Source organism: Bartonella sp. TT110JLCBS (genome assembly GCF_042193405.1).
Lineage (GTDB): Bacteria > Pseudomonadota > Alphaproteobacteria > Rhizobiales > Rhizobiaceae > Bartonella.
This window is the reverse complement of sequence record NZ_JBHILT010000020.1, coordinates 1-25132: the sequence shown is the minus strand read 5'-3', so window position 1 is coordinate 25132 and position 25132 is coordinate 1. Positions and strand designations below refer to the sequence as shown.

Here is a 25132-nt window from a genome sequence, read left to right as displayed (position 1 = left end):
TCTTCCCATGATCAACGTGACCAATCGTACCAATATTAACATGCGGTTTTGTTCGTTCAAACTTGCTCTTCGCCATTTGAGCTCTCCATTTTCCGTCCAAGCCAAGGACTAAGTTAAAAATTAATTACCAACCTGAAATTACGCGTATTTCTTTTGAATCTCCAAAGCAACAGCCGAAGGTACAGGCTCGTAATGATCAAACTGCATTGTATACTGCGCACGCCCCTGACTCATAGAGCGAAGAGTATTCACATAACCAAACATATTTGCCAAAGGAACCATTGCATTCACAACCGTTGCAATACCACGCGCTTCAGTTCCTGAAATCTGTCCCCGACGAGAATTGAGATCACCAATAACATCACCAACATAATCATCTGGCGTAACAACTTCCACCTTCATGATCGGCTCAAGAAGCTGTGCACCTGCTTTCTTTGCTCCATCACGAAAAGCTGCACGAGCAGCAATCTCAAAAGCCAAAACCGAAGAATCAACATCGTGATAGCCACCATCAATGAGAGTCGCTTTTACACCAAGCATAGGAAAGCCCGCAAGAGGACCTGACCCCATAACACTCTCAATCCCTTTTTGGACACCGGGAATATATTCTTTAGGAACAGCACCACCAACAATCTTTGACTCAAAAATAAAGTCATCACCATCATGAGGCTCAAAAACAATTTTCACACGAGCAAATTGACCGGCACCACCCGATTGTTTCTTATGCGTATAATCAATTTCCGCCATTTTAGTAATTGACTCACGATAAGCAACTTGAGGCTGCCCAACATTTGCTTCAACCTTAAACTCACGCCGCATACGGTCAACAATAATATCAAGATGAAGCTCACCCATTCCAGCTATAATAGTCTGACCAGATTCCTCATCCGATTTAACACGAAATGAAGGATCTTCAGCCGCTAGACGGTTAAGAGCAATACCCATTTTTTCTTGATCTGCTTTTGTTTTCGGTTCAATTGCAATCTCAATAACAGGCTCTGGAAATTCCATCCTCTCCAAAATAACAGGCTTCAAAGGATCACAAAGAGTGTCCCCTGTTGTCGTCTCCTTAAGTCCTGCAAGAGCAACAATATCACCAGCAAAAGCTTCTTCAATATCCTCACGAGAATTTGAATGCATTTGAAGCATACGCCCCAAACGCTCCTTTTTCTTCTTCACAGTATTCTCAAGAGAAATACCCTTTTGAACTTTACCAGAATAAATACGACAGAAAGTCAGCGACCCCACAAAAGGATCATTCATAATTTTAAAAGCAAGCATAGATAGCGGAGCATCATCAGAAGATTCGCGTGTCGTCTCAGCCTCAGTCTTTACATCAATACCCTTAATCGCCGGAATATCAACTGGAGAAGGAAGATAAGAAACAACAGCATCCAAAAGTGGCTGCACCCCCTTGTTTTTAAAAGCCGTACCACAAAGAACCGGATGAAACTGAACTTCTACTGTCCCCCTACGAATGAGAGAAACAAGCTGCTCGTTGGTTGGCATAACACCCTCTAAATAAGCCTCTGTCGCTGCTTCATCAACCTCCACAGCCATCTCAATCAATTTCTCGCGATATTCTTCAGCTTTCTCCTTTAAATCAGAGGGAATTTCACTTATCACCGCCGAGGCACCAATAGAACCATCCCACTTTAAAGCCTTCATTTCTACAAGATCAACAACACCTTCAAAGTCATTTTCAGCGCCAATCGGCAACTGCAAAACAAGCGCTTTAGCACCCAACCGAGAACCAACCATCTCCACACTACGATAAAAGTCAGCTCCTATTTTGTCCATTTTATTAACAAAAACCATACGAGGCACGCGATATTTCTCAGCTTGCCGCCAAACAGTTTCCGTCTGAGGCTCCACACCAGCATTTGCATCCAACAAAGCTATTGCACCATCAAGAACACGCAAAGAGCGCTCAACTTCAATCGTAAAATCAACGTGCCCTGGCGTATCAATAATATTAAAGCGACGCTTCCGACCGTCCTGCCCTTCCCAAAACGTCGTTGTCGCAGCAGACGTAATCGTAATACCGCGCTCCTGCTCCTGCTCCATCCAATCCATTGTAGAAGCACCATCATGGGTCTCGCCAATTTTATGATTCTTACCGGTATAGAACAGAATACGCTCAGTCATCGTAGTCTTACCAGCATCAATATGCGCCATAATACCAAAATTACGATAATCTTCAATTTTATATTCGCGAGCCATTATATTTGCCTTAGTTTAAAACTTCTACCAGCGATAGTGAGAAAAAGCACGATTAGCTTCAGCCATACGATGAACATCTTCACGCTTTTTCACGGCAGAACCACGATTATTAGCAGCATCCATCAATTCACCAGATAAACGCTCAACCATCGTCGTTTCATTTCGACCACGCGCCGCCGCAATTAACCAACGAATAGCAAGAGCCTGACGACGATCAGGACGAACATCAATCGGAACTTGATAAGTAGCACCACCAACACGGCGTGAACGAACCTCAATATGAGGAGCAACATTCTCTAAGGCCCGATGAAATAGAGCCACAGGATCTGTTTTCACTCTTTTTTCTACAGAATCGAGTGCACCATAAACAATACGCTCTGCAACTGATTTTTTACCATCAAACATAATGGCATTCATAAATTTCATAATAACCAAATCACCAAATTTTGGATCTGGATTAATCTCACGCTTTTCTGCTCTATGACGACGGGACATTGGCTTTGTCTCTCAATATTATTTTGGACGCTTTGCGCCATACTTTGAACGACGCTGTTTACGATTCTTGACACCCTGAGTATCAAGCAAACCACGAATAATGTGATAACGAACTCCTGGCAAATCTTTCACACGACCACCACGAATCATCACAACAGAGTGCTCTTGAAGATTATGCCCCTCTCCAGGAATATAACCAATCACCTCAAATCCATTCGTCAAGCGAATTTTAGCAACTTTACGAAGAGCAGAATTAGGTTTCTTCGGCGTTGTTGTATAAACACGCGTACAAACACCACGCTTCTGCGGATTCGACTGCAGAGCAGGAACCTTATTACGTTTAACTGGCACCACACGCGGCTTACGAATCAACTGATTTACGGTAGGCATGCAACCTTCCTCTTTTCGATCTATATTCTTCTCACCCAATCGGGCTTTTCTATTTTTATTTCCATCCACCCCAACAGAATCGGAACAGATATCTAAGTCTACACACAAAATCGGGCACACCTGCAAAAAACAGTTCACCCGACCATAAGCAGAGAAGGCAATAGCCTTTTGCACTAGGATTTGCTTTTAATCTTCTTAACACCTGTGAATAATCTTCCGGCTCATATCCAAAACACCTGATTACACCCACATCGGTTATGTCCATCTCTAATAGCGAGAACACGTACATTCGTCAAGAACTAAACAGCAGAAAGTTTTTTAAAATTAAAATAAATTAAATTTTAAAGCTTTAAATTTGCTTTTACCGCTACTCTTGATAAATCAATTTACCATAGTAATATCCCCTATAAATAAAAAAAGTAGCGATATGACTGTACTAAAACATAAATGCAGTAAATTGGATTGCATATTTTATATCTAATGATGAGCGCCATGAAAATAGCAACGTGGAATATTGCCGGAATAAAAGCACGACATGAAACATTATGTCAATGGCTGCAGCAAAGCCAGCCGGACATAGTCTGTTTACAGGAAATTAAAAGTATTGATGAAAATTTTCCACGCGATGCAATTGAAAATTTAGGTTACCATATAGAAACACACGGACAAAAAAGTTTTAATGGCGTTGCGATTCTCTCTAAAAAAACACCAGATGAAGTGATCCGTCGATTACCAGGCAATGATAATGATAAACAAACACGTTACATTGAAGCTGTTTATTCAACAAACAAAGGTGTTGTTCGTGTTGCATCTCTCTATTTGCCAAATGGCAATCCTATCGAGAGTGAAAAATATTCCTACAAGATAGAATGGATGGAAAGATTATATACACATGCAAAATCATTGCTTGCGTATGAAGAGCCTCTTATCCTAGCGGGTGATTATAATGTAATTCCCACCCCATTAGATGCAAAAAATCCTCAAGAATGGTATCAAAATGCTTTATTTCTTCAAAAAACAAGAAAAGCATTCCAACGTATTCTTCATTTAGGTCTTTACGATGCTATCCGGAATGTCACCGATACGCCCTCCTACAGTTTTTGGGATTTCCAAGCTGGGGCATGGCCTAAAAATAATGGGATTCGCATTGATCATTTATTATTATCACCAGAAGCTGTTGATCATCTTATTGGCGCTCATAGTCAGACAGACGTAAGGGGATATCAAAAACCATCTGACCACGTTCCTGTTTGGGTTCACCTTAATATCAATTAAAAAATATAGCCCTCATTTTATAAGATAACAAAAAAATTCCACTCAGAATAATAACTATGCTACAGCATATTAAAGATTATATCTTAAACAACTACAATAAATAAATGGAGGACATAAATGAAGAAATCATTATTAATGCTTATTGCAGCAACGGCCATTGGATTCTCAAGTTTCGCGCATGCTGAACATGATACTCTTGAAAAAATAAAACGAACAGGGGAAATTACTTTAGGTGTCCGTGAATCATCTGGTTTAGCCTACGCCCTTGGTAATAATAAATATGTAGGTTTTCATACAGAAATGGCAGAACGGATCATTGGTGATATCTCAAAAAAAATTGGTAAACCAATTAAAATTCATTATCTTCCCATCACTTCTCAAAATAGAATTCCTCTCTTAAAAAATAATACTTATGATTTTGAGTGCGGCTCAACAACAAATGATATTGCCCGCAGTAAAGAAGCAGCATTTGCTTATACGACATATGTTGAAGAAGTTAGAATTGCTGTAAAGAAAAACTCTAACATTAAATCTCTTGACGATTTAAATGGAAAAACAGTTGCAACGACCACCGGTACAACATCTGTCCAACTTATTCGTAAAAACAAACGTGCAAAAAACATTAACTTTAAGGTCATCAAAGGAAAAGATCACGGAGATAGCTTCTTATTATTAGAATCTGGTCGTGCTGATGCATTTGTTATGGATGCCTCAATTCTTGCTGGACATATTGCAAAATCAAAAAATCCATCTGATTATGTCATTCTTGACACCGTACTTTCAGTTGAACCCATCGCCTGCATGCTCAGATTGCATGACAAAAAACTTGAACAAGCAATCAACGATAGTATCGTCCGTCAGATTAAAGACGAATCACTTGAAAAGCTTTACAATAAGTGGTTTATGAAGCCGATTCCACCTGCTAATACTGTTATGAACCTTCCCTTATCAAAACAAACGAGATATGCTTGGGATCACCCAAACAATAAGCCTCGGGAAAGCTACACAGAAAAAGATTTATAGAATAAAGAAAGAAGAACCACACTCTTTAAAAATTGAGTGTGGTTTATATTTTAGTTCACTTTTTGATAAATTCCGCCTATGTAGATACGGTTGATTTATTGTCTTATTTGTGAATGACTAATTTGAGGGAATATCAATTAATGGACTTTTCTTTCCTTTGTAGAGATGACCTTACTCAAACACTGGTAGCAGGATGCTTGGGAACTCCTGGCGTGAATCATACCTATTTAGATACACTTCTCGATGGCTTAAAAAATACAATTATATTGTCCATCACTTCACTTATATTAGCTGTATTATGTGGTATTATTATAGGAACAATGCGCACTTTACCTAATACTTCCATAATCAATTGTGTATTTCGCACTATCGGTGCTATCTGGGTAGAGATTATGCGTAACATTCCCCTCCTTGTACAGGTATTTTTATGGTATTTTGTTGTTCCTAAGGTCTATCCACCAGCGATGAAATTTTCCCCTATTCTCTTAATAACATGCGCATTGGGATTCTTTACATCTGCGCGCATTGCTGAACAGGTTCGTTCAGGCATTGAAGCTATTCCTTCTGGACAACGCTATGCTGCTATGGCAATGGGATTTACAACTTATCAAAGTTATCTCTATATTATACTGCCGCGTGCTATGCGCACAATTATGCCCCCGCTTACTTCAGAAGCAATGGGCATTGTAAAAAATTCATCTATAGCATTCGCCGTTTCAATAAATGAGCTCATGCAATTTCAATACCAAACAATTGAAGAGGTAAGTCATGTTTATGAAAACTATTTGCTTGTTACGATTCTTTATATTCTTATAGCCTTATTCATATTTATTGTGATGACAGTTATTGAACAAATACTCAAAATTCCTAATTTTCAAACAAAGGAAAATTGAATATGATAAATTTCATAAGCTCTCAGTTTGGACACTATTTTCCTTTCAATTTTTCCGACTTTGATTTTTCCTTTTTCACTTTTGATGTATTTCGTTCTTACATTTTATCAGGTTTACTCTTCAGCGTTTTTCTAACTCTTTTTGCAACGGTATTAGGATTTATTTTCGGAACGCTTTTAGCAATCATGCGCCTTTCTTCCATAAAACTTCTTTCTTGGTTTGCAATCGTTTACATAACAGCTATGCGTTCAATACCACTTGTGATGGTTATCTTATGGTTTTTCGTGCTTCTGCCTTTTTTAACGGGAGCATCCATCGGTGCAAATAAATCAGCACTCATTACCTTTACCGCATTTGAAACTGCTTATTTTGCTGAAATTATGCGTGCTGGCATAAATTCAGTTCCACAAGGACAAAAATATGCGGGGCAAGCTCTTGGAATGACATATTGGCAAAGTATGTACATTGTCATTCTTCCTCAAGCCTTTAGAGATATGCTTCCAGTCTTTTTAACACAAGTCATCATCCTTTTTCAGGATACAACCCTTGTTTATGCCATCAGTGGTCATAGTCTTTTGAATGGTTTTGATATTGCTGCTAATAATTTTGGTGTAAAGCAAGAAGCTTACATCTTAGCAGCTATTTTCTATTTTGTTATCTGTTTTACACTGTCACAAATAGTTTTGTATTTACAAAAAAAAGTGTCCATTATTCGCTAACGGGGAAAAAAATGTCTACTCATATGATCGAAATAAAAAATGTTTCTAACTGGTATGGCGAAGTTAAAGTTCTTAAAAACTGTACAACCAACATTAATAAAGGAGAAGTTGTTGTCGTTTGTGGTCCATCAGGATCAGGGAAGTCAACACTCATTAAAACCATTAACGCTCTAGTCCCTTTTCAAAAAGGTGAAATTTGGATTAATGGAATACCAGTTCATTCAAAACAAACGAATCTGCCTAAATTGCGGAGTCAGGTGGGAATGGTATTTCAACACTTCGAACTTTTTCCACATTTATCTGTCACAGAAAATTTGACAATTGCACAAATTAAAGTCCTAAAGCGGAGCAAAAAAGAAGCACTTGAACGCGGTTTGTTGTATCTTGAACGCGTTGGACTCATTGAACATAAAGATAAGTATCCTGGTCAACTTTCTGGAGGGCAACAACAACGTGTTGCTATTGCACGTGCCTTAACCATGGATCCACTTGTTATGCTTTTTGATGAACCAACATCTGCTCTAGATCCTGAAATGGTAGGTGAAGTACTCGATGTCATGATTAGCTTAGCAGAAGAAGGGATGACAATGATTTGTGTAACACATGAAATGGGTTTTGCACAAAAAGTCTCGGAGCGTGTTATTTTCATAGATCAAGGAACAATTCTTGAAGACTGTTCGTCTAAAGAATTCTTTTCTGATCCGCAAGCGCGAACACCAAGAACACAAGAATTTTTGTCTAAAATCCTAAGTCATTAACCATTATATTATCACCAAAAACTATCTCTATTATGAAATTGGATATAAGAAGGAAGAGTTTAATATCAGATGGAAGAATGTAAAAAATATTACAATCAGAGATTTAAAAACTGTTATTTTTTAAAATATCAGAAACAAGTGAAATTACTGTACGTCTCTCAAATTCATTACAAAGAGTAAAAGGCGAATCCAGTTTCTATCTTTTACGTTAGCTTTTTTATAGGCTGCAGTTAACATTGCCATTCCGCAAATAATTTTTCCTTCTTGAAGAAACATATTTCCAAGCATTGTTTGAACAAAAGGATTTCCTTTTTTTTGCTGAGAGTTGAAACTATCGTGGCTTGTATAGAATTTTTCTCCCTTCCCTTTCCCTTTAAAAAATATTTTTCCTAAATGATATTGAGCTTGAGGATTTCTATAATTCACCGCAGCCCGCATATAAAAACGAACAGCATAAGAAGGATGAGGCTTCACAGGCAATGGAGAAATATCTTTTTTGTATATTCCGCAAGTTTAACCAATGCATCAGAAACATAACTTTCATCTTCTGAACCAAGATCTGTACCTTTTTCAAAGATATATGCAAAAAAATGATATGCCTTGTAATCATCTTTAGGAACACCATCACCCTTTGCATAGATGTAGCCAAGTTTCCAATTCGCACCGATATGGCCCCTCTTAGCAGCACAACGGAGTGCTGGAATAGCTTGATTGATATATCCATTTTATAAGCAGACATGCCACGTTTCAAAAAATAAAACGAACTATCATTGGCTTCTTGCAAGCTATTAACATCTACTGCATTAACAGTAGAAAAAAATCCCCCTCACGTCACAACAATCGTGGCTTTTTTCCATATCTGAAGCTTTTGATCATTTCCCCCTATCTCAATTTTAATTGTTATATCTGTTACAAATTTCTTTGTAGATATTTAAACTCTTCTTTTTAGTAAGAAAAATGAAAGATTTTAAAGTAAAAATTTAAAAAGAAAAAACAAATAGATAAAAACCATCCCAAATGTTCGATAAAATTAAGTATCCATTTTTATATATAACAAATTGATTTTTAAATATAAATCATCATTTTATATTTTGTAACACATCCTTTAACATTCTAGGATTTATCGACCTTAAAATTTTATACGTATGAGCAAAAATCGTTCAATAAAATAACGTGCATTAAACAGCAACTTGAGAATGAAGAGAATACATGATGAATGATAAGCGTTTAAGTATAAAAAACAATACGAAAGATGGATAAATATAATGATGATAGTTAACTTATAACTTCACAACTACCTTACCACCTTAAAGATGAAGTTTTTTGTCTCCGCCAATCTATAAACAATACAGCTTTTTGTTTAACAGATTGCACCTGACATCATTTCACATGGGATTAGTTCATACTTTACACACAAGTTCTACCTTAGAATACTCACCACTACATACAAAAAAATACCACATGTGTAATTTACATACCTTCTATTGCTACTCTAAATGATGATATTTTATAGTAATAAAGCAAGAAATTGATTTATAATTATAATTTTCCTTTTTGCACTTTGAATGAGTCCCTCGAATATCGTAAGATTCTCTCATTCCAAATCTGTTCCATGTTAAATCACTCAAAACCATCCGCTTGCACATTACAAGTAGAGAGAGCTATGTGGATAAAAACTCTGTGTAAGAAAGAACTAAAAATGCCTCTTATGAACGGTCTGAGCTAAGAGTTGTCCGGATTGGACAGAATGGTGCCGGCGCTTGTTACTTCACAAGCATAAAGAAAGGAAGCTCAATGGATTTACCGTTATACCATTCATGATCTACGTCGTGGAATAGGCTTGGATGCCTTAAAAGATGTCTCTTTAATGATAAACATAAAACAATGGATTTCAGTAGAGATTTTATGATCGTTCATGAAAAACTAACAAAAGAAAAGTTTCCTTTAAAGAAGATCTATACCAGCCCTACTGGTATGCAATTATCTATCAAAAAAAATAAAAAGTTGAAATCAATCTAACCGCTCTAAAGCAACAAATATTTTTTTCTGCGCTGCACGCAGTTCTACAACCCTGTTCCGCTCACGCTCAACAATTTCTGCTTTTGCATTTGCTATAAATTTGGGGTTGTTTAACTTAAGCGATATTTTTTCAATATCTTGTTCAATTTTACTGACATCCTTCCTCAAACGAACACGCTCAGCCTCCAAATCAATCAACTGTCCTAATGGTAAACAAAAAACAGCCTCTCCCAAAATCATTTGTGCTGATACTTCCGGAACTTTATCAGAGAAATCAATAACTTCAATACGCGCTAATTTTTTAAGAAGTGCATCATAACGCTTTACACGCTCTCGCGTTACTTCCCCTCCTTCAACAACAATAAGAGGTGCCTGTGTAGCCACTGGAATATTCATTTCAAAACGTACAGCCCTAATCCCTGTGACGACATCAATAAGCCAATTGATATCATCAGCAGCTTCTTCATCTATCAATGTTTCCTCTGGCCATTTTGTCAATGCGAGCATATCCTCACGCTTGACGGCTTGCGTTTCTGTAAGAGACCACAACTCTTCCGTCATATAAGGCATAAAAGGATGAAGAAGTTTATAAACTTCATCTAAAACCCAAGCAGTACAAGCTTGAGCCTCATTTTTAGCCTCTTCATTTTCCCCCTGAAAAATAGGTTTGAGAAGCTCCAAATACCAATCACAGAGTGTATTCCAAATGAAACGGTAAAGAGTGGCAGCTGACTCATTAAATTTATAGTGTTCAATACCAGTCGTCACTGCTGAAATTGTTTTAGAGAGCTCCGTTAAAATCCAACGATTAAGCGCCAGTTTTGCTTGTTCTGGTTTAAAAGCTGGATCATGCTTCACACCATTCATCTGTGCAAATCGAGTAGCATTCCACAATTTCGTAGCAAAATTACGATAACCAGCAATACGGGAAACATCAAGTTTTACATCACGACCTTGTGCTGCCATAATAGCTAAAGTAAAACGAAGTGCATCAGCACTATACTGATCAATAAGCTCTAAGGGATCAATAATATTTCCCTTTGATTTTGACATCTTTGCACCCTTTTGATCCCGCACAAGAGCATGCACATAAACCGTTGGGAAAGGAACGTCCCCCATAAAGTGAAGTCCCATCATCATCATACGAGCAACCCAGAAAAAAATAATATCAAATCCTGTCACAGATAAAGATGTTGGGTAAAAAGTAGATAATTCAGTCGTTTTATTTGGCCATCCTAATGTTGAAAAAGGCCAAAGAGCTGATGAAAACCAAGTATCTAAAACATCCGGATCACGGATTAATTCAACAACCTCACCATAATGAGCAAAAGCTGAATCTAAAGCCTCTTTTTCACTTTTTTCAACAAAAACCGTTCCATCAGGACCATACCAAGCAGGAATCTGATGTCCCCACCATAATTGGCGAGAAATGCACCAAGGTTGAATATTTTGCATCCAATTGAAATAAGTCTTTTTCCAGTTATCAGGAACGAACTGCGTTTTTCCTTGTTGAACAGCCTCTATCGCTGGCTTTGCTAATTCAGCAGCATGAACATACCATTGATCTGTCAAAAAAGGCTCAATAGGGACACCACTGCGATCTCCATGAGGAACCATATGGGTATGATCATCAACAGAAGCTAAATATCCCTGTTCTTCCATCAAAGAAACAATCTTCTGGCGAGCAACAAAACGATCAGATTTATCGAGGTCTTCTACTAACATTTTCAATTCATCTGATAAAATCAACCCATCGAAAAATTCTTCATTTTCACGAAGAAAAATCTCGGCTTTCTGAGTAAAAATATTGATCAAGCGTAAGTGATTACGCTGTCCTACTTCAAAGTCATTAAAGTCATGAGCTGGTGTGATTTTTACAGCACCACTTCCAGCTTCAGGATCAGCATGCGTATCACCAACAATTAATAACCTACGACCAACAAGCGGCAAAAGAGCATTTTTACCGATAAGATTTTTATAACGCTCATCTTCAGGATTAACAGCAATTCCTGTATCACCAAGCATTGTTTCTGGTCGTGTTGTCGCCACTGTTATAAAAGTTGTCGCATCATTTGGATCAAAAGTTTTACCCTCAAGTGGATATCTAAAGTGCCACAAATGTCCTTGAACTTCTTTTTGCTCAACTTCAAGATCTGAAATAGCTGTCAACAATTTAGGATCCCAATTGACGAGGCGCTTATCCCTATATATCAACCCTTGCCTATAAAGCGTGACAAAGACTTCACGAACAGCCTGCGACAACCCCTCATCCATTGTAAACCGCTCACGCGACCAATCACATGAAACCCCAAGGCGGCGCAACTGGTTTGCAATAACGCCTCCAGTTTCATAACGCCATTCCCAAATACGCTCAATAAACTTTTCTCTCCCCATTTCTTGACGCGTTGGCTCTTGGCGTTCTGCAAGTTGACGCTCCACTACCATTTGCGTAGCAATCCCAGCATGATCCATACCAGGCTGCCACAACACATTTCTTCCACGCATCCGCTGAAATCTAACTATTATATCTTGAATTGTCGTATTAAGCGCATGCCCCATATGAAGTGAGCCTGTAACATTAGGAGGTGGAAGCATAACACAAAAAGGTTCTGCACCACTTTTAGAACCCGCTCCCGCTTTAAAAGCCCCACGAGTCTCCCATCTCTTTGCAACCCGTTGCTCTATAGAGGAAGCATCATAGTTTTTTTCTAACATTCTATCCATCCATAACGGCCGCTAAAAAACACAATAAACACCACATATGATCAAAAACCGATCAGAATCTCGTGAATCTCAGCCTTTCACTCGAGAGCTCGCAAAATCGCAAACAAAATTCCCATAAAATGAAAAACATAAAAATAATGTAAAAAATAATTAAGATGCTTTTTTAATCGCCTTCACAATTTCTTCACGCAAAATATCTTCCAGCAAAATAGGCAATTTAGACTGCAACCATTCTGCTATAGCCGGACGCAACACATCCTTAGCAATCTTTTCTGCAGAAGAAATACAATATGCAGACAATTCCACATGACCATCCCTTCCAGCTTCTGATTGTGATTTCCTTATCTCATCTTCATATTCTTTTGCTTTATAAACAGAATTCCGTTCTTCAGAAGAAAGCTTCATCTTTTGCATATCCATACCAACTGTATTATTTTCTGCCTCTATATCCTCTTTCTCTTGCGTTATCTTCCCTCCTTGATTTTCAGAAGAAAGACCAATACGATCAGCTAAAGCTTTCATAGCATCATCAACCGATAAGGTTGTATCATAAATACCCTCGGATGCCACTTCTGAAGCATTCACTGCAACATCTTCATTTAAAAAGTGATCAGATTGAACCGCATTTTCTTCGATTATTTCACGAATAGATGTTAAAATTTCATCCATACTTGGCTCACGTAACACGCTTGAACTCTGTACCATACTTTACAACCTCTCAAAGACGCAACAACAAATAGAATCATATTTTCAGTGTATGCAAAAGAATTATAAGATCAACATGCCTCCCACGATATTTTCAAATATGCTTGTCATAAAGAGGGCGCTACACACAGTTTTCTACACTTTATAAAAATAACATCTCGCCGCAATATTTTTCAACATATTCAACTGTTGATTTACTAATCTTTTAAAAACTAAAATAATTTAAGATCAAAAAGCTACTTTTATGCATTATCGGATATATTGAGCTTTTTTTAACCCTAAATAACTTGCAGTCAATTTACCAATAGAAGATTGAACACTATAGCTTGCCACAACAGCATTACGCTCTGCCATTGCAAGCGCAATTTGAGCATTAATCAATTGAGTACGAGAATTTAAAACATCCAATGTCGTTGCCTGCCCTACACGATTCTCTTGCACACGACCTTTAAGAGCAATTTCAGCAGCACGAACGCTTTCACGGTAAGCAATAACAGATGCGCGTGCGCCCTCCAACTGAAACCAAGCAGAAGTAAGCGCTTGTCTCGTATTGCTATGCGCCAAATCGAGTTGAAGTTGTGCCTGTCCAAGCTGTTCCCTCGATTGGCGAATCTGCGCAGACGTACGTCCCCCTTCGAAGATTGGGACACTTACTGACAACCCTATTGATTTAGAAACGCCATCCTCTCCAGGACCACTGTAAATTCGATTATAAGACGCTGTCGCAGAAAAATCGACCTTAGGGAGCAATGCACCTTCTTTTGCCTTTACATTGTAACCACTCGCATCGACTAAATATTTAGCATAAAGGATTGCTGGATGCATAGAAACGCTCATTTGGTAAGCCATATCAAGGTTGGCAGGAAAATCTCTGGCTACGGGAGGGCTTTTTAACTTTTCAGGATCAGAACCAATAACTTGTCGATACACTGCCTCGGCTGCTTTTACATCAGCACGAGCAAGACTCAGTTCTGAAACTGCCACAGAACGCGCTGCTTGAGCTTGAGCAAGATCAACACGCCCTCCCTCACCCACATCAAATTTTGCTTTATCGGAACGAACTTGCTCTTCAAGAGCTGCCAAATTCTCTCTCCGAAGATCGGCAATACGACGTGCCTGATAGACATTAGCATAAGCCGTCACAGTTTCCAGAAAAGTATTTTGTTCAGCATTACGAAGATACTCACGTTGAGCCTGCAACTTAACTTGCGCTGAAGAAAAGATATTTTGCGTGATAAATCCGTCAAATAATCTTTGATTTAATCTCACGCCTATAGATCCAGAAGTGACATAAGGACCTGTAAAAGACTTATTACGCCCATAGCTGCCAACTCCTTCAACTTGCGGCAATAACCCTGATCGCGCAATGATAACATCTTCTCTGGATATACGCACAGCTGCACGTTCACTATTCAACTTAGCATTATATTTATAAGCCTTAGAAAAGGCATCCATCAATGTTTCAGCACAAACAGCCTCTGATAGTAAAACACTCAACACCAGCAATAAACACGCCTGAAACTTCTTGTTTATTCTAAACATAATACACACAATAACAAACCCCAAATAAATTACAAAATTATCTTTTATTCACAAAACAAACAAGCACTAAAACACAAAACTAGGTGTTTTGAAAAAACAAGGAAGAGGCTTTACAGCGAGGTTAAAAGCACGACGAGCTGAGATGATCCCATCTTCTTTTATATAGATTTGTGCAACAGCAGCATTTCCATGCCCTTCAACCACAACAAGACGTCCACAGTCTTTCATTTGATCAAAGATACCTTGAGGAATAAAATCAACAGATCCCTCAATAAAAATCACATCATAAGGTCCCTCAACGGCATATCCTTGCTCTAAAGGACCATGAACGACAACCACATTATCACATTGATTACGTTCTAAAGCGTCAAGAGCACGTTCAAAGAGAGATTTATCACTTTCCAGCGCAATCACAGACCCTGCAAGTTTTGCAAGCAACGCTGCACAATAACCACTATTTGCACCAATATCTAAAACAACATCTGATGATTTTACAGCGGCAAGCTGTAGTAATTTTGCTAAAGACGCAGGTTTCATCAAATAGCGTGCTGGAATCCCATCTTGCACTGGACATAGAACAATATCGGTATCAAGATAGCTTAACATTTTCATATCTTCCGATACAAAATCTTCACGAGATACCATTAAAAAGGCTTCAAGAACTGATAAATCCGTTACATCGACTGTACGAATTTGATTGTCAACCATTTTGCGACGAAGCTCAGCAAAATCTGCAACCATAACGAATATTTTCTCCTAACCTACAAAAAACAAACAAAACAGCGACAATAAGGGACGAAGATTTCTTAAACTATGGGTGTTACAAAAAAGGACGCTATAGTCAACAATTAGATTTTAACTATATAATCTCTCATACAAAAGTGTCTTCACAAGAATAAAGGGAAATAATCTATTTTCCTATACCTTATCTCCCCTAAAAGCCGTTTCGTTTAAAATCGGCTGGAGGCCTCGCCCGGAATCGAACCGGGATACAAGGATTTGCAGTCCTCTGCGTAACCATTCCGCCACGAGGCCTCGTCAACAAACATAAAGGTTTCAATAAGGGAAGGCAACGCATCCGTCAAGGTGTAGAAATCTTCTCTCGCCTTTTTTCCTCTTATTACACAATTTATCATATTTTTTTAAAAAAAGTAATTTTATCCTTTGCAAATCAGTATTGCTTTGCTATAGCCTTTTCAATTAAATGATTGGGCATCGTTCCCCGGTAGCTCAGCGGTAGAGCAACCGGCTGTTAACCGGTTGGTCGCTGGTTCGAATCCGGCCCGGGGAGCCACTTTTCTTTTATTCCACGTATTTTATTGTTTTTTCTAAAACTTTTAGACATGAAGGTTTTGTTAATAAAAGTAATGGAATAGGATTTTTGCAATAAAGTAGAAACGCAATATCCTACCGGATGTATTTTTTTGCAATGAACGCAAAAAACAATTGATTCATTTTTAAATAGCACAAATAAGATTATTTTTTTCAAACTACCGCGTCTTTATAAGAGAGCACTGCAATTATTTGCACATTATAAATTGCGATTTCTTTTATCAGAGATAAATTATTAAGAATCCTGAGAAAGCCTTCAGAAGACATGACATTCTCGCTATTGTATTATGCAGTCACACGTTTTTTTAAGAGATATCTCTTAAATCCCCCCAGCCTCTTTCACAATGGCTCCAATAAATGGTACAAAATACAATCCACTGATCAGCACCATCTTTACGTACAATAAAGCCGTATACCATCATACTATTTTCCAGCTCTCAATGTTAGCAATACCCCTTTTGCCTTTAAAAGAATTTACAAGAATCATTTTATTTATTTCTTAAATGTTTATCCACACGAGAATCTCACTTGTAACGTGCAAGTGAATATTTTTGATTGATCAATATGAAAAGATTCGAAATGAAAAAATTTTACGATATAGTGAATTATTAAATATATAAAACAGTGAATTATTATTAGACATCAATTTTTAAAATTAAAAGTTATCATTAAAGATAAAACACATCCTTTATAAAAATAATTTTATATAAATAAAATCTACTTTTATTCCCATTTAAAAAAATGGGAATAAAGCAAATAAATAATTGCCTCTACAATAATGATTTTTTAATGATTTTTAAATAAATCCAAACAGTTATAAGTTTTCATTTTTAAAAAATGAAAACCTCTGAAGGATCTTCTTACTTTGACAAGAGCATTTTATAGCTCTTTTCAATTGAGAATAAATCAACAAAAATAAAAATCTCCATACATGATCTTTTTTCAAGACTTTATCTAAGCAGCCTTCTTAACTGATTTCCGAAAACGAAAAGGCTTTACACGCTTTGCTGACGCTTTTGCTTTTTTATGCCTCTCATTTTGAGGTGAAGAATTCTTCCGCTGCAACTGTGCGGTATCATCTTTTCGACCTAAAAACTGTTTTTGACGTTTAGATTTTTTAAAACGGCGTTCCTTATCATTTTCTTTTTCTTTACTTTCTCGCACAATTGGCTTTTCTGGAAACGCTGCAAATTGTTCTGGAACAGCCTCAGCCACCAATTTCATACGAATCAAGCGCTCTATAGCACGCAAGCGGGACCTTTCTATCTTCTCATCAAAAAGCGTAAGTGCTACACCAGATGCGCCATTACGTCCTGTACGACCAATACGATGTACATAACTTTCAGCTTCATCTGGTAAGTCGTAATTAATAACGTGACTTATCCCTGGTATATCAATACCGCGTGCAGCAATATCTGTTGCAACAAGAATCTGTACCGATCTTTCACGAAAAGCTTTTAAAGCAGATTGGCGAGCACCTTGTGATTTATTCCCATGAATTGTTGCAACTAAATATCCTATCTTTGCTAAACTACGTGTGACAGCATCAGCCCCATGTTTCGTTCGAGTAAAAACAATAACCGAATCAAAAGCTGGATTTGTCAAAAGTTTACTTAAAACATTCTTTTTTTCATTCGTAGGAACACAATATAATTTTTGGCAAATCTCTACAGCCGTAGTACCTTGAGGAACAACTTCAATTTTAACCGGATCATTGAGTAAACATTTTGCAAGCGCAGCAATTTCCCTCGGCATTGTTGCAGAAAAAAGTGCTGTCTGACGCTCTTGATGCAAAAGCTTTGCAATTTGCTTAACATCATGAATAAACCCCATATCCAACATACGATCTGCTTCATCCAAAATCAAAAAACGAGATTGGGAAAGATCAACACACTTTTCACGAACAAGATCTCTCAAACGCCCTGGAGTCGCTATCAAAATATCTACACCTGCTTCCATACGTTTAATTTGTTTTAAACGTGATACGCCCCCAAAAATAAGACACGTCGAAAGATGTGCCCCTTTTGCCACAGTGCGAACTGCTTCATCAATCTGAACAGCAAGTTCACGCGTTGGAGCTAAAATCAAAGCGCGTGCAGTTTTAGGGCAGCGTTTATCACCCAAAGCCAAAATCTGACTTAAAATAGGCAAACTAAATGCCAAGGTTTTTCCAGAACCTGTCTGTGCAACACCTAAAATATCGTGTCCTTTCAACATTACTGGAATAGCTTGTTCTTGTATAGGTTTAGGTTTACTCATCCCAGCAATGAGTAAATTTTTAATCAAAAGAGTAGGCAAACCTAACTTTGTAAAAACATTTTCTTCTTTTATAGGCAAAATAAAATCTTTCCTTAGCTGAAGAACCCAAAAGAAGTAACCATCTGAACTCTCCACTCAAGAATCCGCGCAAGAGAAATCCCTGACATTTTAAATGAAGCAACGCCTAAAAAGCGGCTTGCGCAACTCATGAACACCTTGAAATCAAGATAAAGGCGTATAAACTTCACTTTACAAAAAGCCAACAAACCAGCCTAAATGCCTTCACCTCTATTATCTTTGGATTATGATAAAAAAGCAAGAACTTTACGAAATACATTTATCATGAATAAAAACAATATTTAGATCATTTATTTTTTAATGATTGTGTTCATCGGTAAATGTACCTTGATAAAATCAGGATAAATCTCGAGAAAAACTGGATTTTGTAAAGTTTTTTGACCGCCATAAATTAAATACCATTGTGTTTTATCAAAAATCGCCAAAGTTTTATATTGAATGATGCGATCTTTCATCTCAAGAACTGTTGGAATTAAAGCATACACAGTACCGTTATCAGTTTGTAAATACTCTATATTTTCTTTATCTAAATAATAAGCACCAGAAGGCAACCCCTCAAACTTCCTATGCAACTGTTGAAGAAAATCACTACGTAAAGCACTCTCTGTTGTATTCAATCGACGTGCCATCTCTTTATAAAGCCGCTCAGGCATATAACGAGAAATAGACGCAAAATCCCCATTTTTTATAGCATTATTGACATCAACAACGACACTTGAAAGTTCATCTTTTTGTACTATTGTTGGCTGAGATGCTAAACTCTGTTGATTAACAATCAAAAAGAAAAATAGACTCAGCACCGAATAAAAAATAGGTTTCATCATTATACTTCTTTTTTAGTAAAATTTCAGTTTTTCAAATAACAAAATCAAATAACGTTTGATCATCAGTAATATCACGGTAACGCCAACCTAACGTTTGAAATTTTTCCTCTAAAAGACAAAAATTACCGTATTTTTTTGTTTCAATCGCAACCAATACAGAACCAAAGTTTCTCGCTGATTTTTTAAGATATTCAAAACGCACAATATCATCATCTGGTGATAATGTAGAAAGAAAATGACGCAATGCACCAGGATGTTGCGGAAAACTAAAAATAAAATATTTTCTCAACCCTTGGAAACGTAAAGAACGCTCTTTAATTTCTGGCAAACGCTCAAAATCAAAATTACCTCCTGAAATAACGAGAAGAATTTTTTTCCCCTTTAACTCTTGAGGAGGAATACTGTTAAGCGCATCAATCGATAAAGCACCAGCCGGTTCAAGAACCACACCTTCAACATTAAGCATTTCAACCATCGTAGAACAAACGCGGTTTTCAGGAACCGTAATGACAGAATCAGGGGGAAATTGCTTTAAAATTGTATAGTTTAGTGCACCAATTTCAGCCACAGCAGCACCATCTACAAAAGTGTCAATGTTTTCAAGCTTGACGCGTTTTCCACTCTCCAAACAAGCAAGCAAACTTGCAGCTCTTTGCGGCTCAACAAAACGAAGCTTTGTTTTCCAACCATATTCATGTAAAAACTTGCTCACTCCACTTGCCAAACCACCCCCCCCTACCGGCACAATCATCAAATCTGGCTCACTTTCTCCATTGAGTTTTTTCCATTGTAAAGCAGCTTCACAAAGCACTGTTGCCTGCCCCGTAATAATGCGAATATCATCAAAAGGTGGAGCCATTACACCACCGCTCTCTACGACAAAGGATTGCGCAGCTTCATAACATTGATCAAATGTTTCACCAACCAAACGAATATCAATGAATTCTTTACCAAAAATACGTGTTTTTTCAATTTTTTGTTGTGGCGTTGTCATAGGCATAAAAATCACGCCTTTACGTTTAAAATAACGACAAACAAAAGAAACCCCTTGCGCGTGATTCCCCGCTGAAGCGCAAACAAATGCAGAATCTGGTGATATACAGCTAAGCATTTCTGAAACAAAATTGAAAGCACCACGAATCTTATAAGACCGCACCGGTGTTAAATCTTCACGCTTTAAATAAATTTCTGCATCATACTTTTGACTAAGAAAATCATTTCTTTGAAGTGGTGTTTCAGCAAACACGTGATGCAATCCCACCATAGCTTTTGTGACGTCTTGAATAAATTGATTCATAACACTAATCATTTCATACTTTATTTACATTATAAAAGCTTTTTCTATCGATAAAGGAAACTATTGTCAGTCAAAATTTCACTAAAAAATGAAAAATGTTTCTTTTGTCATTAATTCTTGATTCAATAAAAGATATAGCTTATGAGAGAACTCACATCGCGGACGTGATGAAAACGGTAAACATAGCAGACTTAAAATCTGCCGGTCGAAGACCTTGCGGGTTCAAGTCCCGCCGTCCGCACCAGATTATCTTAATCTCTCTTATTTTCCAATGATTTATTAAAAATCAAAAAAATTAAAATATCTTCTAAACCACCTTTCGCAACTTTATTATAACGCTATCAGACGGCACCGCGATGATGCTAAAATACGAATCATTGCTGCTTTTTGAGGTACCTTTTTAGCACTTTAACCTCCTCCTCCTCGTCTTTTAAGATGGAGAGGCAGTTAATCTTGATTTCCTCATCCTTGAGGATGAAGAAATGAGTCGTGTTTTTAACGTTAAGCAGCTTTCACAACAGGGCTTGGTAAAATTCGCTTAGCTTCTGTTATAACAGATTTGTAATGCTTAAGCTCTTCTTCGAGGTCATTTGCATCTAACAAACGCCTTTTCATCAATCCTAAGATTTCTCCAACACCAGCAGCACCATTCACATTCTTAATTCACATTCTTAACCGGAGTAGGATAAGACGAAGAAACATAAGTGAGGTATAGAGATAGATCTAAGTTTAGTAGTAGCAGTTGTTATTTATTGTATTGCTAATTTGGGATTGGCTTATACTCTTCATGACTCTTGTAAAACGACGAAAAGCTCAAAAAAGAGATAGATGAAAAAAACAAAATTATAGATAAAGAAGCTGAAATAATACATGCACAAAAAGATGTGATTCAAAAACAAGAAGCGTCAATTCGAAAATCAACTGCTTCTAAAATTATTTTTCCTCGAATGGCAGTAAAAAATTTAGCCCAAAAGTAGTTTCAAGTACTTTCTCACAAACATTTTTTCAAGACAAGCAATCACAACACGCTCTGTCATAGCGCACATATAAATACGCAACAGCCTTTAATGGGGGAAGATGATCATCAATACACAAACCATTCTCTACCTTGATCTAGGTACCAGGACAAGCTGGGCAATTTCTCGTGTAGACAGCAGTATAACAAGTGGCACTTGTCAATTTTTAATCTTATCGTTCTAAAGGCGATGGTATGCGCTATTTGTGTTTTCAGCAATGGCTTACAAAAATGAAGATAACAACAGATAAAGGCAAAGCTTCACAAGAAGAGATGATTAAGACGGTGAGTGCAAAAGAATACAATCCAAAAGATGACAACGAAGCAAATGCTTTAGCAATTTTATATTTAGTTAAAGAAGGGAATGCGCATGTCTAATGCAATGCCATGGATAAGATTCCTTTTGAATGACTGGAACAGTGAGACAGATGGAATGACATTGGAGCAAAGGGGCATTATATAACGCTTCTCGTTCGCATGTACGATAAAAAAGCACCAATTAAAGAAGATTTTGGAACCTTGCACGCACTTGCAATTGCTCGCAAAAAAGTTTGCAACTATTGTCGAATATCTCATGAAGAATGATAAACTTATTGAGCAAGATAAAGAATATAGATATATAAAACTAATACTATCGTATTAGCAAAAAAATTGGTTCTGAACATTTAGAAACTATCAATTTGATTGGAGAACCAACAGAGGTTGCTGCTGTTGAGATCACATCAGAGCAAATCAAAACGGGTGTAGAAAACCAACCTTCCATTCACGAGCAAAAGAACCTTCCGAAAAAAACTAAACGGGTTAGAAATGACTGTGGCTGTCGTATCCTAATGATTTCGAACCTGTTTATGATTTCGCAATCGAAGAGGGTTTGACTCCAGAGCGTGTCAAAGCCGAAATGGCAAAATTTCGAGATTTTTGGAAAGCTAGAACAGGCAAAGATGCACGCAAAACAGATTGAAAAGCAATGTGGCGCAACTGGGTGCAAAAAGCTATCGAAGATTTAGAGAAAGGAAAAAACTATGGAAATCACTCTCAAAGGCAAAAAAGCGTTGGTGAACACATCTCAGACAGCATCCTTGATATCAAATCTCGATGTCACTTTAAAACACATTCACGAGATAATAGCTCTAGAGCTTCCTTTGGTTTTGAAGAGTGGCAAGCATTGACACAACGGCAAAAAACAATTGCCTTAGATGCTTGTGATCAACTTCATGAATTGTTTTCAGTAAAAGCGAGCAAAGAGGACATAGCCAAGGCAATTCGGATGCTTCCGTGTGATTTAAAAATTTCGCAACAGGTAGATCATGAAGGTATAGCGCTTACCTATGGAATGATTTTGGAAAGTGTTTCTGCGTGGTCACTGATAAAAATGATTAAAGGGATTTTATGCGATGAGGTAGAAGGTTTATCGGATACGTTTTTTCCAAGCACTCGTGAGTTAGTAAGTCGTGACTTGGAAAATAGTCTTTTGACGAAAGCCAATCTTGTACACAAGGTTGTTTTGAACACCCGTGAAAAAAAGCTGAAAAAAGGCAATAAGAGAGAATTCAAGACCACTCGTGTTGGTTGAAAAGCAAGTGAAAAACACTGCAAATTAACAAACTAATGAAAAGTGCTGATCATTTTACGATTAGACATGCATTTAAATCGACAAAAAGGTACCGTACAAAGCGATTTAAAGATTTTATGATAAAAATCGCAATATAAAAACGCTCTGTACGGTCAAATTTAAGGTAAATTAACCTATTGGTAAAATTATGGACTAAAAACATGAGAATATTAAAAGACCTGTTCTTAAAAAAGCGTAAACAGCCAATGCAAAAAGAGTTTGTTGCAACAGCTGTTGGTTATGTTCCTTGGGGAGACGGAGCGGCAGAGTATTTTTACAACCTCTAAGAATAAGAATATGAAGACGTCACAAGAGAATGTGAAAAATTTGATGGTGGTCAGTATTACAAAACACCTAAGAATGCAGATTTTAGTACCAAAGCACAAGTGAAAGCATGGGTTTACGGTGGGAATATTCCGAAAAGCGTTCTCAATTACGAACCTCTCATAGATGAGATCAATAAAGAGATCAAAAAATTATCGAAAACCACAGGAAATAAATATGTTGACAGATAAACAGCTAAGAGACTTGTTTGGCATTATAATTTTTATATTTTTATGTTTTTTAGGAATTAAAAAAAATCTTGACTTTATTCAAAGTATTTTGACATTTGCGTCTGTTTCTTTGGTAATAGTCACAGCGGTTTTTGCAATTTTATGCAATTCCAAGATTCCTTCTGAATTGCAGAGCAACCCAAAATACAAACGCGGAAATACAACAGGTTGGAAGACATTAACACGTGATTTACAACAGTATATGCACAAACTCTTAAAGCTAATAAGTTTAGCGCTTGTCGTTTTAATTTTCCCAAGTAGTTATAAGGAAACAGTTTCTTTGCCTGTTATTTCTAAGTACGTGGAGTATAAGCTTTCTTTTTCATTAGATACTCTTTGGTACTCAGATATTGCTCTTTGGTATTCTTTTTTAGTCTGTGTATTGTTTCTTATATTACATACACGCAGTTTAATAAACATATCTATTTACACACTACAGTGCTCCGTTAAAAAGCCATAATAAAATTTCCGATTTTATAAAACTGTTCAGATTACGTTGTCTCTTCTCAACGTTCGATAAAATCAACAAGAGCATAAAAAACTATCATGGGCTGCTTGATTTTAAAGAACATGACCTCTAGGTGTGAAGAAAGATGGGCTAAGTCTTTCTAAAAATGCCCTACTTGCTCTAAAGGTGAAATATGTGGGATTGGGCTGTTATGCCGAGCTTGCCACAAATCATGCTTTTGTTGCAATTTAAGCCAGAATTCCGCATCATTTAAACCCGCTTTTTCTAACCGTAAAGCTAAGTTAATACTAATCGCCGCATGGCAGTTTAAGACGCGGGATAAAGTTAAACGTGCAACGCCAAGACGATTTGCAGCTTCTGTTACTGTTAACCCTAATTCATCAAGCAATTCTTCTTTCAAAATGCCGCCAGGGTGTGGAGGATTGTACATCATAATAACACCTCAAAACTCAATGGTAATCTTGATAATCAACCAGTTCAACGTCTGTCCCAATGAAACGAAAAGTAACACGCCAATTTCCATTGACACGCATTGACCAGTAACCTTTTAAATCGCCCGTAAGCGCATGTAGACGATACGATTTAAGAGTAACTTGTTCAGGCGCGGATATTGTATCTAAAATTACTAAAATGTTTGCTAATTTTTTAGCATGCGCGGGTTGTATGCCTTTGCAGACTCCTCTTTCAAAGAATAATTTCAACCCTTTATGCTTAAAACTAACGATTGCCATATATACCCTCTTGATACTATACACCATGCATTTATGTCAATTGATTATTGATCAAAGAGCATATTAAACATAATTTTATATGTTAAAAAACAACAATACCGTTTTGAAATAATTGAATAAATAAGCAAATCATGCTAAGATTTTCTATGTATTAAAGTACAAGTTTAAGGTAAGAAAAAACATGCTAAATAAAGT

At 37.2% G+C, this 25132-nt stretch carries 21 protein-coding genes, 3 tRNA genes and 3 pseudogenes; 11 read left to right on the top strand and 16 right to left on the bottom strand.

Annotated features, from left to right (window positions below; genetic code table 11):
• The 4 genes and pseudogenes from ACFILW_RS07900 to rpsL form a co-directional block, all read right to left on the bottom strand.
• Positions 1 to 76, bottom strand: a pseudogene (locus ACFILW_RS07900) (elongation factor Tu); the annotation flags it as partial.
• 62 nt (positions 77 to 138) lie between these two features.
• On the bottom strand, positions 139 to 2223 hold the full coding sequence (gene fusA, locus ACFILW_RS07895) for an elongation factor G (RefSeq protein ID WP_273791453.1): 2085 nt from the start codon (positions 2221 to 2223) through the stop codon (positions 139 to 141).
• A gap of 24 nt (positions 2224 to 2247) precedes the next feature.
• On the bottom strand, positions 2248 to 2718 hold the full coding sequence (rpsG, locus tag ACFILW_RS07890) for a 30S ribosomal protein S7 (protein ID WP_273791452.1): 471 nt from the start codon (positions 2716 to 2718) through the stop codon (positions 2248 to 2250).
• Positions 2719 to 2736: 18 nt separating this feature from the next.
• The gene (gene rpsL / locus ACFILW_RS07885; protein WP_006589495.1) at positions 2737 to 3108 is read right to left on the bottom strand and encodes a 30S ribosomal protein S12; all 372 of its coding nucleotides are present in this window, start codon (positions 3106 to 3108) and stop codon (positions 2737 to 2739) included.
• Between the two features lie 492 nt (positions 3109 to 3600).
• Here rpsL and xth point away from each other — a divergent pair, with 492 nt between their 5' ends.
• The 5 genes from xth (at position 3601) to ACFILW_RS07860 (ending at position 7776) form a co-directional block, all read left to right on the top strand.
• A complete protein-coding gene (xth, locus tag ACFILW_RS07880; RefSeq protein WP_375646565.1) occupies positions 3601 to 4383 on the top strand; it encodes an exodeoxyribonuclease III in 783 nt (260 codons plus the stop codon).
• Between the two features lie 117 nt (positions 4384 to 4500).
• Positions 4501 to 5406, top strand: a complete 906-nt coding sequence (locus ACFILW_RS07875; protein ID WP_375623955.1) for a transporter substrate-binding domain-containing protein — start codon at positions 4501 to 4503, stop codon at positions 5404 to 5406.
• Between the two features lie 140 nt (positions 5407 to 5546).
• Positions 5547 to 6299, top strand: a complete 753-nt coding sequence (locus tag ACFILW_RS07870; protein WP_375623957.1) for an amino acid ABC transporter permease — start codon at positions 5547 to 5549, stop codon at positions 6297 to 6299.
• A gap of 2 nt (positions 6300 to 6301) precedes the next feature.
• Complete coding sequence (locus ACFILW_RS07865; protein ID WP_375623959.1) at positions 6302 to 7018, top strand: amino acid ABC transporter permease; 717 nt, start codon at positions 6302 to 6304, stop codon at positions 7016 to 7018.
• Between the two features lie 11 nt (positions 7019 to 7029).
• Positions 7030 to 7776 (top strand): amino acid ABC transporter ATP-binding protein, encoded by a 747-nt coding sequence (locus ACFILW_RS07860; protein ID WP_273724174.1) that lies wholly within the window; start codon positions 7030 to 7032, stop codon positions 7774 to 7776.
• A 144-nt stretch (positions 7777 to 7920) separates the two neighbouring features.
• Here the strand turns inward: ACFILW_RS07860 and ACFILW_RS07855 are convergent, their stop codons facing one another.
• The 6 genes from ACFILW_RS07855 to ACFILW_RS07830 all read right to left on the bottom strand — a co-directional run bounded on the left by ACFILW_RS07855 (position 7921) and on the right by ACFILW_RS07830 (position 15801).
• Positions 7921 to 8202 (bottom strand): hypothetical protein, encoded by a 282-nt coding sequence (locus ACFILW_RS07855; RefSeq protein ID WP_375685482.1) that lies wholly within the window; start codon positions 8200 to 8202, stop codon positions 7921 to 7923.
• A 1584-nt stretch (positions 8203 to 9786) separates the two neighbouring features.
• Positions 9787 to 12510, bottom strand: coding sequence for a valine--tRNA ligase (locus ACFILW_RS07850; RefSeq protein WP_375685481.1), 2724 nt, complete (start codon positions 12508 to 12510; stop codon positions 9787 to 9789).
• A gap of 159 nt (positions 12511 to 12669) precedes the next feature.
• Positions 12670 to 13224 (bottom strand): DUF2497 domain-containing protein, encoded by a 555-nt coding sequence (locus tag ACFILW_RS07845; RefSeq protein WP_375623964.1) that lies wholly within the window; start codon positions 13222 to 13224, stop codon positions 12670 to 12672.
• 249 nt (positions 13225 to 13473) lie between these two features.
• Entirely contained in the window at positions 13474 to 14766 is a 1293-nt protein-coding gene (locus ACFILW_RS07840; RefSeq protein WP_375646562.1) for a TolC family outer membrane protein, read from the bottom strand.
• Between the two features lie 66 nt (positions 14767 to 14832).
• Complete coding sequence (locus tag ACFILW_RS07835; protein WP_375685480.1) at positions 14833 to 15507, bottom strand: protein-L-isoaspartate O-methyltransferase; 675 nt, start codon at positions 15505 to 15507, stop codon at positions 14833 to 14835.
• 220 nt (positions 15508 to 15727) lie between these two features.
• Positions 15728 to 15801 (bottom strand) — tRNA-Cys (locus ACFILW_RS07830).
• A 184-nt stretch (positions 15802 to 15985) separates the two neighbouring features.
• Here ACFILW_RS07830 and ACFILW_RS07825 point away from each other — a divergent pair.
• Positions 15986 to 16060 (top strand) — tRNA-Asn (locus tag ACFILW_RS07825).
• A gap of 992 nt (positions 16061 to 17052) precedes the next feature.
• Here the strand turns inward: ACFILW_RS07825 and ACFILW_RS07820 are convergent.
• The 3 genes from ACFILW_RS07820 to ilvA form a co-directional block, all read right to left on the bottom strand.
• Positions 17053 to 18435 (bottom strand): DEAD/DEAH box helicase, encoded by a 1383-nt coding sequence (locus ACFILW_RS07820; protein ID WP_375685479.1) that lies wholly within the window; start codon positions 18433 to 18435, stop codon positions 17053 to 17055.
• Positions 18436 to 18725: 290 nt separating this feature from the next.
• Complete coding sequence (locus tag ACFILW_RS07815) at positions 18726 to 19256, bottom strand: hypothetical protein (protein ID WP_375623981.1); 531 nt, start codon at positions 19254 to 19256, stop codon at positions 18726 to 18728.
• Between the two features lie 34 nt (positions 19257 to 19290).
• Positions 19291 to 20568: a threonine ammonia-lyase IlvA gene (gene ilvA / locus ACFILW_RS07810; protein ID WP_375623970.1), complete on the bottom strand. Its 1278-nt coding sequence runs from the start codon at positions 20566 to 20568 to the stop codon at positions 19291 to 19293.
• Between the two features lie 146 nt (positions 20569 to 20714).
• On the opposite strand from ilvA, the gene ACFILW_RS07805 reads away from it, so the two are divergent.
• Positions 20715 to 20800: transfer RNA gene (locus ACFILW_RS07805), tRNA-Leu, on the top strand.
• A 257-nt stretch (positions 20801 to 21057) separates the two neighbouring features.
• Here the strand turns inward: ACFILW_RS07805 and ACFILW_RS07800 are convergent.
• Positions 21058 to 21210, bottom strand: a complete 153-nt coding sequence (locus tag ACFILW_RS07800; protein WP_375623972.1) for a hypothetical protein — start codon at positions 21208 to 21210, stop codon at positions 21058 to 21060.
• A gap of 423 nt (positions 21211 to 21633) precedes the next feature.
• On the opposite strand from ACFILW_RS07800, the pseudogene ACFILW_RS07795 reads away from it, so the two are divergent.
• The 4 genes and pseudogenes from ACFILW_RS07795 (at position 21634) to ACFILW_RS07780 (ending at position 24197) form a co-directional block, all read left to right on the top strand.
• A pseudogene (locus ACFILW_RS07795) lies at positions 21634 to 21949 on the top strand (hypothetical protein).
• A 604-nt stretch (positions 21950 to 22553) separates the two neighbouring features.
• Positions 22554 to 23144 carry a hypothetical protein gene (locus tag ACFILW_RS07790; protein WP_375685478.1) on the top strand — a complete coding sequence of 197 codons (591 nt, stop codon included), beginning with the start codon at positions 22554 to 22556 and terminating at the stop codon, positions 23142 to 23144.
• A 200-nt stretch (positions 23145 to 23344) separates the two neighbouring features.
• Positions 23345 to 23698, top strand: a pseudogene (locus ACFILW_RS07785) (hypothetical protein).
• Entirely contained in the window at positions 23685 to 24197 is a 513-nt protein-coding gene (locus ACFILW_RS07780; protein ID WP_375685477.1) for a hypothetical protein, read from the top strand. The pseudogene ACFILW_RS07785 and the gene ACFILW_RS07780 overlap by 14 nt, the downstream one beginning before the upstream one ends.
• Before the next feature lie 148 nt (positions 24198 to 24345).
• On the opposite strand, the gene ACFILW_RS07775 is transcribed toward ACFILW_RS07780, so the two are convergent.
• Together ACFILW_RS07775 and ACFILW_RS07770 are read right to left on the bottom strand one after the other, a co-directional pair.
• Positions 24346 to 24639, bottom strand: a complete 294-nt coding sequence (locus ACFILW_RS07775) for a HigA family addiction module antitoxin (protein ID WP_375613679.1) — start codon at positions 24637 to 24639, stop codon at positions 24346 to 24348.
• A gap of 16 nt (positions 24640 to 24655) precedes the next feature.
• Positions 24656 to 24937 carry a type II toxin-antitoxin system RelE/ParE family toxin gene (locus ACFILW_RS07770; protein WP_252619286.1) on the bottom strand — a complete coding sequence of 94 codons (282 nt, stop codon included), beginning with the start codon at positions 24935 to 24937 and terminating at the stop codon, positions 24656 to 24658.
• Between the last annotated feature and the right edge of the window lie 195 nt (positions 24938 to 25132).